This window comes from Rathayibacter sp. PhB186, from assembly GCF_003751825.1.
Classification (GTDB): domain Bacteria; phylum Actinomycetota; class Actinomycetes; order Actinomycetales; family Microbacteriaceae; genus Rathayibacter; species Rathayibacter festucae.
Genome location: NZ_RJKO01000001.1, coordinates 208,184 through 221,105, shown reverse-complemented (window position 1 = coordinate 221,105; position 12,922 = coordinate 208,184). Strand labels below are relative to the sequence as shown.

Here is a 12,922-nt window from a genome sequence, read left to right as displayed (position 1 = left end):
TGCCCGGCTACAGGATGAAGAGCATCTCCTGATAGGTCGGCAGTGGCCACAGGTCGTCGGCGATGAGGCTCTCGATGGTGTCGGCCGCCTCGCGGACCGCCGCCATCGCCGGGATCAGCGCGGCGCGGGCGTGCTCCGCCTCGGCGAGGGCCGTGTGGCCCGGCTCCGCGGCGAGCGCGTCCTTCAGCGTGGCGAGCGCCGTGCGCAGGTCGGCGATCGGCGCGCTCACCTCGTGCAGCGGCGCGAGATCCGGCTCCACTCCCGCGGACTTCAGCGCGCCGACGTTCAGCGCGACCTCGGTCTGGTGCCGCACGGCGGCCGGCAGGATCGAGGTCGTGCCCATCTCGAGCGTGAGCCGCGCCTCGACGCCGACCGACAGTGCGTACTGCTCGAGGCCGATCTCGTAGCGGCTGTGCATCTCGCGGTGGTTGAAGACCCTGTACTTCTCGAAGAGCTCGAGGGCGGAGTCGGTGATCAGCTCGGGCAGGGCGTCGAGCGTCGTGCGCAGGTTGGCGAGCCCGCGCTTCTCGGCCTCGATCGGCCAGGCGTCCGCGTAGCCGTCGCCGTTGAAGACGACCGCGCCGTGCTCGGTGATGATCGCGGTCAGGAGGTCCTGAACGGCGGTGTCGAAGTCGGTGCCGGCGGCGACCGCGGTCTCCAGCTCGGTCGCGGCGAAGTCGAGCGACTCCGCCATGATCGTGGCGATCGTCACCATCGGGCCGGCGACGGACTGCATCGAGCCCGGCGCGCGGAACTCGAAGCGGTTGCCGGTGAAGGCGAACGGGCTGGTCCGGTTCCGGTCGCCCGGGTCGGTCGGGAGGATCGGCAGGGTGTCGACGCCGATCTGCATCGCGCCGCGCCCCTTCGACGAGGTCGCCGGGCCCTTCGCGAGCTGCTCGAAGACGTCGGCGAGCTGGTCGCCGAGGAAGATCGAGATGATCGCGGGCGGGGCCTCGTTGGCGCCGAGGCGGTGGTCGTTCGAGGCGGAGGCGACGGAGGCGCGCAGCAGCCCGCCGTAGCGGTGCACCGCGCGGATGACCGCGGCGCAGAACACCAGGAACTGCGCGTTCTCGTGCGGGGTGTCGCCGGGGACGAGGAGCGAGCCGAGCTCGCTGTTGCCGAGCGAGAAGTTGACGTGCTTGCCCGAGCCGTTGACCCCGAGGAAGGGCTTCTCGTGGAAGAGGCACTCCATCCCGTGCTTCTTCGCGACCGACTTGAACGTGGTCATCAGGAGCTGCTGGTGGTCGGCCGCGATGTTGCCGCGCTCGAACATCGGGGCGATCTCGAACTGCCCGGGCGCGACCTCGTTGTGCCGGGTCTTCGCGGGGATGCCGAGCTTGAACAGCTCGCGCTCGGTGTCCATCATGAAGCCGAGCACGCGCTCCGGGATGGCGCCGAAGTAGTGGTCGTCGAACTCCTGGCCCTTGGGCGGCTTGGTGCCGAAGAGGGTGCGGCCGGCGTTCAGCAGGTCGGGGCGGGCGAGGAAGAAGTGCCGGTCGATCAGGAAGTACTCCTGCTCCGGTCCGCAGAACGAGACGACGGGCTTCGGCGCGACGTGCCCGAAGAGCTTCAGGATGCGGACGGCGTGCTCGCCCATCGCCTGCTGCGAGCGCAGCAGCGGCGTCTTGTGGTCGAGGGCCTCGCCGGTCATCGAGACGAAGACGGTCGGGATGCAGAGGGTGTTGCCGTTCGGGTTCTCGAGCACGTAGGCCGGGCTGGTGACGTCCCAGCCGGTGTAGCCGCGGGCCTCGAAGGTGTTGCGGAGCCCGCCGTTGGGGAAGCTCGACGCGTCGGGCTCGCCCTGGACCAGGGTCTTGCCGGCGAACTCGGCCAGAGCGGAGCCGTCGCCGACCGGCTCGAAGAAGCTGTCGTGCTTCTCGGCGGTGAGCCCGGTCAGCGGGTAGAAGACGTGCGCGTAGTGGGTGGCGCCCTTCTCGAGGGCCCAGTCCTTCATCGCCGAGGCGACGGCGTCGGCGACCAGCGGGTCGAGCACGGCGCCGTGCTCGATGGTGGCCATGACCGACTTGAAGACCGACTTCGGCAGGCGCTGCCGCATCACGATCGTGCTGAAGACGTTCGAGCCGAAGATCTCTCCCGGCGCCTCGGTCTGATCGAAGACGACCGCGGGCGGGACGTAGGCTTCGACGTCCTTGATCGCGTCGCGGCGGACCGTGTTCCCACTCATGTGTGCCCCGTTCAGCGGCGTCGTGCTCCGCGCCGACCGCGGAGACCGTGGCCAGGCTAGGGAGCGCAGATGCCGGGGCTGTTTCGGGGCCGTGACGTTCTCCCCCGGCCTGTCGCTCCCGCGCGTCTGCTTGCATGGGGGGATGAGCCTGCAGCGGACCGACGTGCTGGTCGTCGGCGGCGGACCGGTCGGCGTGCTGCTGGGCGCGCTGCTCGCCCGGCGCGGGGTCGATGTGCAGGTCTGGGAGCGGCGGACCGCGGTGCCCGCCGGGTCGCGGGCGATCGGCATCCATCCGCCCTCGCTCGACGCGATGGCCGAGGTCGGTGCCACCGAGCGGATCCTCGCCGAGGGCGTCCGGGTCGCGGAGGGCGTCGCGGTGAGCCGGCGCCGGGTGCTCGGGGCGCTGTCGTTCGCGCGGGCCTCGCGCACGCATCCGTACGTCGTCACCCTCGATCAGCACCGGACCGAGTCGATCCTGCGGGAGCGGCTGGAGGCTGCGGCGCCCGGCGCGCTGCGCTCGGGTGTCTCGCTGACCGGGCTCGCTCGCGGGCGCGACCACGTCGACGCGACCGGGGCGGACGAGCACGGCGCTCCGGTGACGGTGCGCGCCGCCTTCGTCGTCGGCGCGGACGGGGCGCGCAGCGCAGTGCGCGAGCTGCTCGGGATCCGCAGCACGGGCCGCGACTACCCCGACTCCTACGTGATGGGCGACTTCGCCGACCCGGAGCCGGCCGCGCGGGCGTCGTCGGCGCTCGTCGACGTCGGGCCGGACGGCGTGGTGGAGTCGTTCCCGCTGCCGGGCGGGCGGCGGCGCTACGTGGCGCTCGCGGGGGACGACCTGGTGGCGCCCGCGTGGCGGCCGGACGCGGCGCCCGATCCGGCCTCCGCCCTGGCGCTCAGCACCGTGGTGCGGGCGCGGACCGGCGCCGAGCCGGACCCGGCGACCTGCACGATGCTCAGCGGCTTCCAGGTGCGCCGGCGGGCGGCCGAGCGGATCGGCGTCGGGCGGGTGGTGCTGATCGGCGACGCCGCGCATGAGATCAGTCCGATCGGCGGGCAGGGGATGAACCTGGGCTGGCTCGACGCGGCCGAGCTCGCGCCGCTGCTCGCAGACGCCGTGCGCAGCGGCTCGGCGGGGCCGTTCCCCGCGTTCGCCCGGCGGCGAATGCGGGTGGCGCGGCGCGCAGCGCGGCAGGCCGAGCTGAACATGGCGGCGGGGCGGCCGACCGGCGGCGCGGGGCTGCTCGGGCGCGAGGGCCTGCTGCGGGCGCTGCTGGCGCTGCCGACCTCGGACCTGCTGGCGCGGGTGTACTCGATGCGGTGGTCGTAGGGCTGCTGGTGGGGCCGGCTCAGGCGACCAGTCGCGCGCCCGCCAGGCCGAGCTCGACGACGAGGACGAGCGAGGAGGCGATCACCAGGCGGAACAGCGTGCGGGTCGGCGGGCCGGTGAGCACCAGGCGGATGCCGGCGGCCGCGAGGACGAGGACCGCCACGGTCGCGACCACGGCGAGGACGATTCCCGGGCCGCCGACCGGATCGTCGCCGGCGACCTGGCCGAGCAGCACGAGCACCGCGCCGAGCATCAGCGAGCCGAACGCGACGACGCCGGAGAGGCGCAGCCCGAGGCGGTGCGGGAAGCCGCGGACGCCGGTCGCCTCGTCGTCGACGAGGTCGGGGAGCACGTTGGTGCAGTGGATCGCGACGCCGAAGACCGCGCCCGTGACGACCGCCCACCAGGCCGGCAGCTGCCCGCCACCCGCTGCGACGGAGACGACGGGGAGCAGCCCGAAGGCGACGAGGAACGGGACGACGGAGAACGCGGTGCGCTTGAGCCCGGCGTCGTAGGCCCAGCCCGCGGCGACGAGGACGAGGTGCGCGACTGCGGCGACCGGCCCGAGCAGGAGCGAGATCACGACGGCGACCGCGGCGGTGCCGAGTGCGGCGGCGCGGACCTCGCCGACGCCGATCCGGCCGAGCGCGACGGGCTTGTCGGTGCGGCCGACGGCGCGGTCGCGGTCGGCGTCGATCCAGTCGTTCGCCAGCCCGATCGAGAGCTGCCCGGCGAAGACGGCGAGCGCCACGAGGACGACGATCCCTGGTGCGTGCCCGGACGCCGCGGCGAGCACGGTCGCCAGCACGGTGACGGTGACGGTCGGCCCGGGGTGCGACGAGGCCAGCAGGAGGCGCACCCGGGACGTCATCCGGCCAGCCTACGGCGGGCGTGCGCGCGGCAGCGCGGGGCGCCAGGGCGGGCAGAGGAAAACCCCGGGTCAGTAGCCTGATACCGGGGTTCCCGTGTCGTGGCCAGAGGGACATGCCGCCTGAGCGGCATCGGTCATCAAAGGCTCTCGATGGGTCGATTGTACGCCGGGAGGGCGGAGCATGCCGAGCAGTGCTGAATCATGGATCGTCGACTGGCTCACCGTCGAGCGCTTGGCTAAATACGTTCGAGCCGCAGGGGGCGACCACTCTCGCGCTCTCGCCTTCTACGAGTGGAACGCACGCCTGTCGGCGGAGTTGCTCCACGACCTCGGTCACCTCGAGGTCGGTCTGCGGAACGCGTACGACCGGGCACTGCTCGCCCACCCTGGAATTCGCGGCGGCGACTGGATCGAACAGGCGTCGTTCGAGCAACTGCTGCCCGTTCATCGTTCTCTCGACTCTCACGGTGTGCCTCAGGACAAGAACGCGACCCCGCGCGCCGCGATCAAGACCGCCCGCAGGTACGCGAGGTACACGGCCGGCGGGCGGACGCCCCGCGGCAAGGTCATCGCGGAACTGATGTTCGGCTTCTGGACCTACCTCTCGGACGGGCTCCACGAGAAGACGCTGTGGGTGCCGGCACTGAATCGGGCGTACCGGCCCGGCACCGATCGCGTGAAGATCCATGCCGCCCTCACCGACCTGCGAGATGTCAGGAACCGTCTCGCTCACAACGAGTCCGTGTTCGACCGCCGTCCCGAGAACATCCGCCGCTCGCTCGTCTTCGTCGCCCGCTCGCTCTCGCCCGACCTCCGAGACCAGATCCTCAGCACGAGCCGAGCGTCGGACGCGATCTCCGCGCGTCCGTGACTGGGGCCTCCGCTCTGCCGAACCACAAGGCGCACAGGGGAACCCCAGAAAGGTGCCAGGCGGTGCATCGGGTCGGAGCCGTAGGCTCGGAGCGTTCTGAAACCGCTCCCACACCCCGGGGGCGGCGACCCCCACGACGCCAAGGACGACGCCGATGAACCGCATGCCGAGCAACCGCACCACCGTGATCACCGCGCTGGCCTGCGGCCTGCTGCTCTCGACCGGAGTGGCCGCCCAGGGCGCCGCCGCCGACACGGCCGCCGCGTCGCTCGAGGACCACCTCGGCCCCGACAGCGCCACCGGCGACACGCTGCTGGTGAACGGGCGCGCGTACCCGCTGCAGTAGCGGCCGGGGCTCGGCCGAGCAGCGCACCCGGCTGAGTAGTTCTCTCCAGACTGCCCCGAACGGGTGGTATCCACTCCCTGTGAATCTCATCACACTGAGGAGCCTTCTCGACGAACGTGGTTCAGCCGCGCTCGGGTCCCGCAGGCACAGCACTGCCACCCGCTCGCCGCTCGCCCTGGAGTCGTCATGCCCGAACCCCGTCCCGCTCGCGCGCGGGTCCTCGCCCTCGCCACCGCCCTCGCGGTCGGCTTCGGGCTCCTCGTCGCTCCGGCGGCTGTGGCGGCGGAGGCTGCGCCCTCGGCTGCGCCGGTCTCCGAGACCTCTGGTGAGTGGCACACGAAGGAACCGGCCGCCCGGCAGGCCGCACCACAGGCAGTGGAGCCGCGAGCGCTGGTCGCCGCGACTCCGCCCGCGAACGACCTGCGCGAGAACGCGACCGTCGTCACGAGCCTGCCGTATTCGACCTACAGCGCGCAGTACGACGGGGCAACGCTCTCTGACGGGGAGACGGCGTCGTGCCGGACGACCGACCCCGACAACACCGAGTACTTCTCTGAGGGCCGCGGGTCGGTCTGGTTCAAGTACGTCTCGACCAAGCGGCAGACCCTCACCTTCGGCGGCACGGTGCCTGAGTCGACATCGACCGTCAGCGCCTTCGTCGATGGTCCGATCACGGACAGCACCAGGATCAGCTGCACGGAATCGGGCTTCCGGGCAGAGAACTTCGTGCAGGCAGAAGCGGGGAAGACCTACTACTTCCAGGTCAGCGCCGACTACTACTCGACCTCGACCGAACCGGCCGGCACCGCGGAGTTCTTCCTCTCCGCAAGTGCTGCGATCCCCAACACCACGTACTCCTCCGCATCTGTCGTCTCGGCGCTTCCTGCCACGATCAACGGCTCGACTTCCAAAATCGACCGCAACTGGTACCGGCCATACAGCGGCTGCGACTTCAACGCCTTCATGGGGTCGGTCTGGTACAAGTACCGCGCCGCCAGCTCCGGCACCGTGCACGCAGATCTCGGCGAGAGCTACTTCCCCGCGAATGTAGGGGTCTACGACTCTGACGGCGTCACTCCCGGAACTCTGCTCGAGTGCCCGGACCAGTCGACGGAAGCCGGTGAGGACTACTCCTATGACCGGGCGAACACCGACTTCACCACCGTCGCCGGTAAGACGTACTTCATCCAGGTCTCGAACTTCGGTTTCAACCGCGGCGACTTCGTCCTCAAGCTCAGCAACGTCGCCACACTGACCGCGCCGACGCCCTCCATCACCGGCTCGGCAACAGTCGGAAACACGCTGACCGCTGTGCCCGGCACCTGGGGACCGCAGCCCGTGGCCTTGAGCTACCAGTGGCTGAACGACGGCTATCCCATCAACGGCGCCACCGGTCCGCAGTACGTGGTGGCCGATTCGGACTTCAACGAGTCGATCACCGTCCAGGTCACCGGCACGAAGGCCGGCTACGCGACGGCCGCGCGCACCAGTGCCGCCGTCACCGTCACCTCCGGCTCGCTCACGAACTCGGTGCCGACCGTGACCGGGTCAGCTGCGATCGGCGGGACGCTCACGGCGAACCCGGGCAACTGGGGTCCCGCGCCCGTCGAGCTGGCGTACCAGTGGAAGCGCAACGGGACCGCGATCGCGGGGGCCACGGGCAGCAGCTACGTCGTCGCCTCCGCCGACTCGGGGACCGCGCTCACCGTCAGCGTCACCGGCACGAAGTACGGCTACACGACCGCGACCCGCACGAGCTCGGCCACCCAGGTCGGGCTGCCGCTGCAGACGCTGATGCCGACGCCGACGATCTCGGGCAGCACCACCGTCGGGTCGACGCTCACCGCGAATCCGGGCACCTGGGACTCCGGCGTGACGCTGAGCTACCAGTGGAAGAAGAACGGCGGCACGTACATCTCCGGTGCCACCGCGAAGACGTACGTCCTCAAGGCCAGTGATGCCGGAGCGACGCTGACCGTGAGCGTCACCGGCACCAAGACCGGCTACTCGCCCGCGACCAAGACCAGCGCGACGACCGCCGCCGTCACCAACGGCGCGGTCATCACGGGAGCGACGCCGACCATCACCGGCACGGCGACCGTCGGGCAGAAGCTGACCGCGGTCCCCGGGACCTGGACGCCCTCGCCCGTCACCCTCGCCTACCAGTGGCAGCGCAACGGCACCGCGATCAGCGGCGCCACCGCGACGACCTACACGCTCGTCGCTGCCGACGCCGACGCGGCGATCACCGTCGCCGTCACCGGCACCAAGTCCGGCTACACCGCGGTCACGAAGACCAGCGCCGCCGTCACCGCGAAGGCGGCACTGCAGACGCTGATGCCGACGCCGACGATCACCGGCACGACGAAGGTCGGCTCGACCCTCACCGCCAACCCCGGCACCTGGGACGCGGGCACGACGCTGAGCTACCAGTGGAAGAAGAACGGCGGCACCTACATCTCCGGCGCAACCGCGAAGACCTACGTGCTCAAGGCCTCCGACGCCGGCGCCACGATCACCGTGAGCGTCACCTCCACGAAGACCGGCTACTCCCCCGCCACCAAGACCAGCGCCACCACCGCGCTCGTCACCGGCGGCGTGCTGACCGGCGCCACCCCGACGATCACCGGGACCGCGAAGGTCGGCCAGACCCTCACCGCGGTGCCCGGGACCTGGAGCCCCGCCCCCGTCACGCTGAGCTACCAGTGGAAGCGCGGCGGAACGGCGATCTCGGGCGCGACGTCGGCGACCTACAAGACGGTGTCGGCGGACGCGGGCAAGGCGATCACGGTGACGGTCACCGGCACGAAGGCGGGCTACACGACGCTGAGCAAGACCAGCGCGGCCAAGACCGTCGTGAAGTGAGCACCGCCGTGAAGTGAGCACCGTCGTGAAGTAATCCCCCGGACACCTGAGGGAGGCGCGGGCGTGCGAGGCTTGATGGTCGCCGCCCGCCCCTCCTCCCTCAGGACACCGTGAACACCCCTCCGCGCACCAGCTCCAGCACCCGCACGACCTCCCCCGCAGCCTTCCCCTGGATCGGCCTGCTCACCCTCGCCGGCGCCGTCTTCGTGTCGGTGACCAGCGAGTTCCTGCCGACCGGCCTCATCCCGGACATGTCACGGGACCTCGGCGTGAGCATCCCGCTGACCGGTCAGCTGGTGACGATCTTCGCGGCGACCGTCGTCATCGCGACGACGCCGCTGACGCTGGTGACGCAGCGGTTCTCGCGGAAGAGCCTGCTCCTCGTCGCGCTGTGCACGATCGCGGTCGCGAACGTGCTGGCCGCGCTCGCGCCGACGTTCGCGCTGCTGGTCGGCGCGCGCATCCTCGGCGGGCTCGCGCACGGGCTGTTCTGGGCGATCGTCGCGGCCTACTCGGCACACCTCGTCGCTCCGGAGCACCTCGGCCGGGCGACCGCGATCACGGCCGGCGGCGGCTCGGCGGCCTTCGTCCTCGGCGTGCCGGTGGGCACCGCGCTCGGCCACGTGTTCGGCTGGCGGCCGACGTTCGCGATCCTCGGCGCGATCGTGCTGCTGCTGGCGCTGCTCGTGGTGAAGTTCCTGCCGGCGGTCGACCACAGCATCCCGCTGCGCACCGGCGAGATCCGGCTGCCCGCCCGGAAGGACCGCAGCCTGCCGCGCATCATCGGCGTCTGCGTGGTCATCCTGCTGGTGCTGATCGGCCAGAACACGCTCTCGACCTACGTCACGCCGTGGCTCGAGAACGCGTCGTTCTCCCCCGACAGCGTCCCGCTCCTCCTCTTCGCGTTCGGCGGCGCGGGCGCGGTGGGCCTCGTGCTCGCCGGCTTCGCGACCGACCGCTTCCCGCGCTCCGGCTTCGTGGTCGCGGCGATCGCCGTGGTGCTCGCGCTGGTCGCCCTCGGGCTGGCCGCCGGCTCGCAGGCCACGGTCGCGATCGTCGTCGCGGCGATCGTCTGGAACATCGCGTTCGGCGGCATCCCGGCGATGCTGCAGACGCGGATGCTGCGCACCTCCTCGTTCCAGCTGCGCAGCCTCGCCGCGGCGCTGCAGACGACCGCGTTCAACATCGGCATCGGCGGCGGCGCGATCGTCGGCGGGCTGACCATCGACCTGAGCGGACTCGACCTGCTGCCGTGGGTGGCGATCGTGATGATCGCGATCGGGCTCGTGGTGAGCCTGATCGTGGAGGCGCGCTCGTCGGCGGCGGTGCGGCGCGAGCAGGCCGCGGCGGTCCGCTAGGGCGAGGCGCCTCCTCCCCGCGGACGACGACCTGCCCGACGAGTGCGGGATAGCGTGAAGCGCATGAGTCAGAGCACGATCCCCGTCCCCGGGCAGCCGTACTACGGTGCTCCTCCGCTCGCCGCGATCCGGCGCTTCTTCTCGCAGTACGCGCGCTTCCGCGGCAGGGCGAGCCGCGCGGAGTACTGGTGGATCATCCTCGCGGGGACCCTGCTGAACCTCGCGCTGCAGCTGATCGACGGCTCGGAGCCGGGGCTGCAGCTGTCGTTCACGCCGTTCCGCTCGGGCGAGCTGGACTTCGCGACGCCGTGGGTCGCCGTGCTGGCCGGGGCGATCGCGCTCGGCACGCTGGTGCCCTCGCTCGCGCTGATCTGGCGACGGCTGCACGACGTGAACCACAGCGGGATGTGGATCTTCGCGCTGTTCATCCCCATCGCGGGCGCGGTGTTCCTGCTGATCCTGTTCGTGCTGCCGCCGCGGCCGGAGGGGATGCGCTTCGACTGATGCTCGCAGTGTCGCTCGCGCCCTCTACGGTGAGGGCGTGACTGCGCGCGGCAACGACTTCGACGCCCTGCGGCTGGTCGCCGCACTGATGGTCGTCGTCGGGCACGGCGCCGTGCTGCTCGGCGAGCCGGCGCCGCGGCTGCTCGGGCTGCCCGTGCACTCGCTCGGCGTCTCGGTGTTCTTCTGCGTCAGCGGGTTCCTGATCGCGGGGAGCATGGAGCGCGCGCCGAGCGTGGGGCGGTTCCTCTGGCACCGGGTGCTGCGGATCTTCCCGGCGCTGATCGTCGTGGTCGCGCTGAGCATGCTCGTGCTCGGGCCGCTGGTGACGTCACTGCCGGCCGGGGCGTACTTCTCGTCGCCGCAGACCTGGGCCTACGCGCTCAACGTGCCGCTGCTGGCGCAGTACGAGCTGCCGGGCGTCTTCGACTCGGCGGTGCACGCGCGGCCGGCGGTGAACGGCTCGCTCTGGACGCTCGGGGTGGAGTTCTGCTGCTACCTCGGGGTGCTGGCGCTGCGGTGGGTGCCGGGGCGGGCTCGCGGTGTGCTCGCGGTGGTGGCGCTCGTGGGGCTCGCGGTGGTGACGGGGCTGGGCGGAGCGCTCGGGTCCTCCGCGGAGCTGTGCGCGTTCTTCGCGGCGGCCGCGGCGGTGCGGCTGCTGGTGCCGGCCGCATGGCTGCGCTGGCCGGCCGGCGTCGTGGCGCTCACGGTGCTGCTCCTCGCGGCCGGGACTCCGCTGCAGCAGGTCGCGCTCTGGATCGCGCTGCCGGTGCTCGTGATCGTGGTGGGCACCGGGTCGCTGCCGGTGCTGCGGCGGGCGGCGCGGTTCGGCGACTTCTCCTACGGGCTGTACCTGTGGAGCTATCCGGTGCAGCAGATCGTGCTCGAGGTACTGGGGCGGCTGCCGACGGCGGCGGACCTGGCGCTCGTCGTGGCGGTGACGCTCCTGCTCGCGGTGGCCTCGTGGTGGCTGGTCGAGCGGCCGGCGCTGCGCTGGAAGGACCTGCGCTGGAAGGACCTGCGGCGGAAGGACGCGTCGCTACGCTGGGGCACCGTGACCGGAACGGATCCCCGATGAGCGCGCTGCTCGGGCTGCACCACGTCGCGATCATCGTGAGCGACTACGAGCGCGCCAAGCGGTTCTACCTCGACGTGCTCGGCTTCCGCCTCGACTCGGAGGTGCTGCGCGAGGAGCGCGGATCGTGGATGGCGAACCTGAGCCTGAACGGCGAGTACCTGCTCGAGCTGTTCACCTTCCCGTCGTCGCCCGAGCGGGTGTCCGATCCGGAGGCGCTGGGGCTGCGGCACCTCGCCCTCGCCGCGGCGGACCCGGCGGCGGTGCGGTCCGACTTCGTCCGACGCGGGGTCGCGTGCGAGCCCCTGCGCACGGACCCGCACACCGGGCGGGCGATGTTCTTCCTCCGCGACCCGGACGGACTGCCGGTCGAGATCCACGGCGTCTGAGCCGCCAGCCGGAGAACCGGAGAACCGGAGCAGCGACGCTCAGCGCGGCGCGGCGCTGCTCCCCCGCGCGACGAGAGTGGGCGCGATCAGGGGCAGCGGCTCGACCGCCTCGCCGCGCATCAGCGCGAACACCCGGTCGACGGCGAGCTGGCCGACCTCGGCGAAGTCGAGGTGCACCGTCGAGAGGCTGGGCCGGTAGTAGCCCGCCTCGGGGACGTCGTCGAAGCCGACCACGCTGCGGTCCGCGGGAACGCGGATCCCGTGGTCGTCGAACGCCTTGATCACGCCGAGCGCGAAGGGATCGTTGGCGGCGAAGACCGCGGTGACGTCGGGATCGGCGGCGAGCTCGACGCCGGCCCGGTAGCCCTCGGCGACGCTCCAGTCCGTCGTCCGGAGCACGGGGCGCGCCACGCGACGGGCGAGCGCGAGCTCGGTCGACCAGCCGCGCTCCCGGGCCTCGGAGGCCATCCAGCCCTCCGGTCCGCCGACGTGGGCGACGGTCTCGTGCCCGAGCTCGAGCAGGTGCCGGACGGCGAGCTGCGCGCCGTGCACCTCGTCGATCGAGACGCTGGACGCGCCGGGGGCGGAGCCCTGCTCGAACGTGACGATGGGGACGCGGGAGTCGAGCCCCCGGAGCGTCTCGACCGCGCTCCCCAGCGGGACCAGGACGATGATGCCGTCGACCTCGTCGGCGGTCAGCTCGTCGAGGGCGTGGCGGATGCTCGAGCGGCCGACGTCGCCGAGCGTGATCAGCCGCGTGGAGTAGCCGTTCCGCCTCGCCTGCTCCGAGATGCCGTAGAGCGCGACGGACGGGCCGTGCACCGAGAGCGAGTAGCTGACGACGCCGATGTTCATCGTCCGGTTGCTCGCCAGGGCGGCCGCGGCGGTGTTGCGACGGTAGCGCAGCTGCGCGATCGCCTTCTCGGTCCGCTCGCGGATCTCGGGCGACACGTTCGGCGCGCCGTTGATCACCCGCGAGACGGTCTGCTGGGAGACCCCGGCGAGCGCGGCGACGTCGACCATCCGCGGGCCGTGCGCCCGCGAGGAGACCCGGCTCACGCCGCGGCCCGGCCGGCGGGAGGGGGCGGCGATCCGGTCGAGGGCATACCCGATTATGACCTGCGCCGGACC

At 71.8% G+C, this 12,922-nt stretch carries 11 protein-coding genes; 8 read left to right on the top strand and 3 right to left on the bottom strand.

Features of this window, described 5'->3' with window-relative positions; translation table 11 throughout:
• Positions 1-7: 7 nt before the first annotated feature.
• Entirely contained in the window at positions 8-2,185 is a 2,178-nt protein-coding gene (locus tag EDF45_RS01065) for a glutamine synthetase III (protein ID WP_123734639.1), read from the bottom strand.
• Between the two features lie 142 nt (positions 2,186-2,327).
• Between EDF45_RS01065 and EDF45_RS01060 the strand changes: the two genes are divergently transcribed.
• Positions 2,328-3,515: an NAD(P)/FAD-dependent oxidoreductase gene (locus EDF45_RS01060; RefSeq protein ID WP_243581120.1), complete on the top strand. Its 1,188-nt coding sequence runs from the start codon at positions 2,328-2,330 to the stop codon at positions 3,513-3,515.
• Positions 3,516-3,534: 19 nt separating this feature from the next.
• On the opposite strand, the gene EDF45_RS01055 is transcribed toward EDF45_RS01060, so the two are convergent.
• The gene (locus EDF45_RS01055; RefSeq protein WP_123734638.1) at positions 3,535-4,386 is read right to left on the bottom strand and encodes a UbiA family prenyltransferase; all 852 of its coding nucleotides are present in this window, start codon (positions 4,384-4,386) and stop codon (positions 3,535-3,537) included.
• A 181-nt stretch (positions 4,387-4,567) separates the two neighbouring features.
• Between EDF45_RS01055 and EDF45_RS01050 the strand changes: the two genes are divergently transcribed.
• From EDF45_RS01050 to EDF45_RS01010, 7 genes are all read left to right on the top strand, one after another.
• Entirely contained in the window at positions 4,568-5,257 is a 690-nt protein-coding gene (locus EDF45_RS01050; RefSeq protein ID WP_123734637.1) for an Abi family protein, read from the top strand.
• Between the two features lie 154 nt (positions 5,258-5,411).
• A complete protein-coding gene (locus EDF45_RS01045) occupies positions 5,412-5,603 on the top strand; it encodes a hypothetical protein (RefSeq protein WP_123734636.1) in 192 nt (63 codons plus the stop codon).
• Positions 5,604-5,789: 186 nt separating this feature from the next.
• Positions 5,790-8,468 (top strand): hypothetical protein, encoded by a 2,679-nt coding sequence (locus EDF45_RS21120; protein WP_185020056.1) that lies wholly within the window; start codon positions 5,790-5,792, stop codon positions 8,466-8,468.
• Positions 8,469-8,578: 110 nt separating this feature from the next.
• Positions 8,579-9,826, top strand: coding sequence for an MFS transporter (locus EDF45_RS01025; RefSeq protein ID WP_123734632.1), 1,248 nt, complete (start codon positions 8,579-8,581; stop codon positions 9,824-9,826).
• Between the two features lie 63 nt (positions 9,827-9,889).
• The gene (locus EDF45_RS01020) at positions 9,890-10,330 is read left to right on the top strand and encodes a DUF805 domain-containing protein (RefSeq protein ID WP_127888163.1); all 441 of its coding nucleotides are present in this window, start codon (positions 9,890-9,892) and stop codon (positions 10,328-10,330) included.
• A 37-nt stretch (positions 10,331-10,367) separates the two neighbouring features.
• On the top strand, positions 10,368-11,405 hold the full coding sequence (locus tag EDF45_RS01015) for an acyltransferase (RefSeq protein ID WP_123734630.1): 1,038 nt from the start codon (positions 10,368-10,370) through the stop codon (positions 11,403-11,405).
• On the top strand, positions 11,402-11,791 hold the full coding sequence (locus EDF45_RS01010; RefSeq protein ID WP_123734629.1) for a VOC family protein: 390 nt from the start codon (positions 11,402-11,404) through the stop codon (positions 11,789-11,791). The genes EDF45_RS01015 and EDF45_RS01010 overlap by 4 nt, the downstream gene beginning before the upstream one ends.
• Positions 11,792-11,830: 39 nt before the next feature.
• Here the strand turns inward: EDF45_RS01010 and EDF45_RS01005 are convergent, their stop codons facing one another.
• On the bottom strand, positions 11,831-12,850 hold the full coding sequence (locus tag EDF45_RS01005) for a LacI family DNA-binding transcriptional regulator (protein ID WP_308197366.1): 1,020 nt from the start codon (positions 12,848-12,850) through the stop codon (positions 11,831-11,833).
• Positions 12,851-12,922 lie beyond the last annotated feature (72 nt).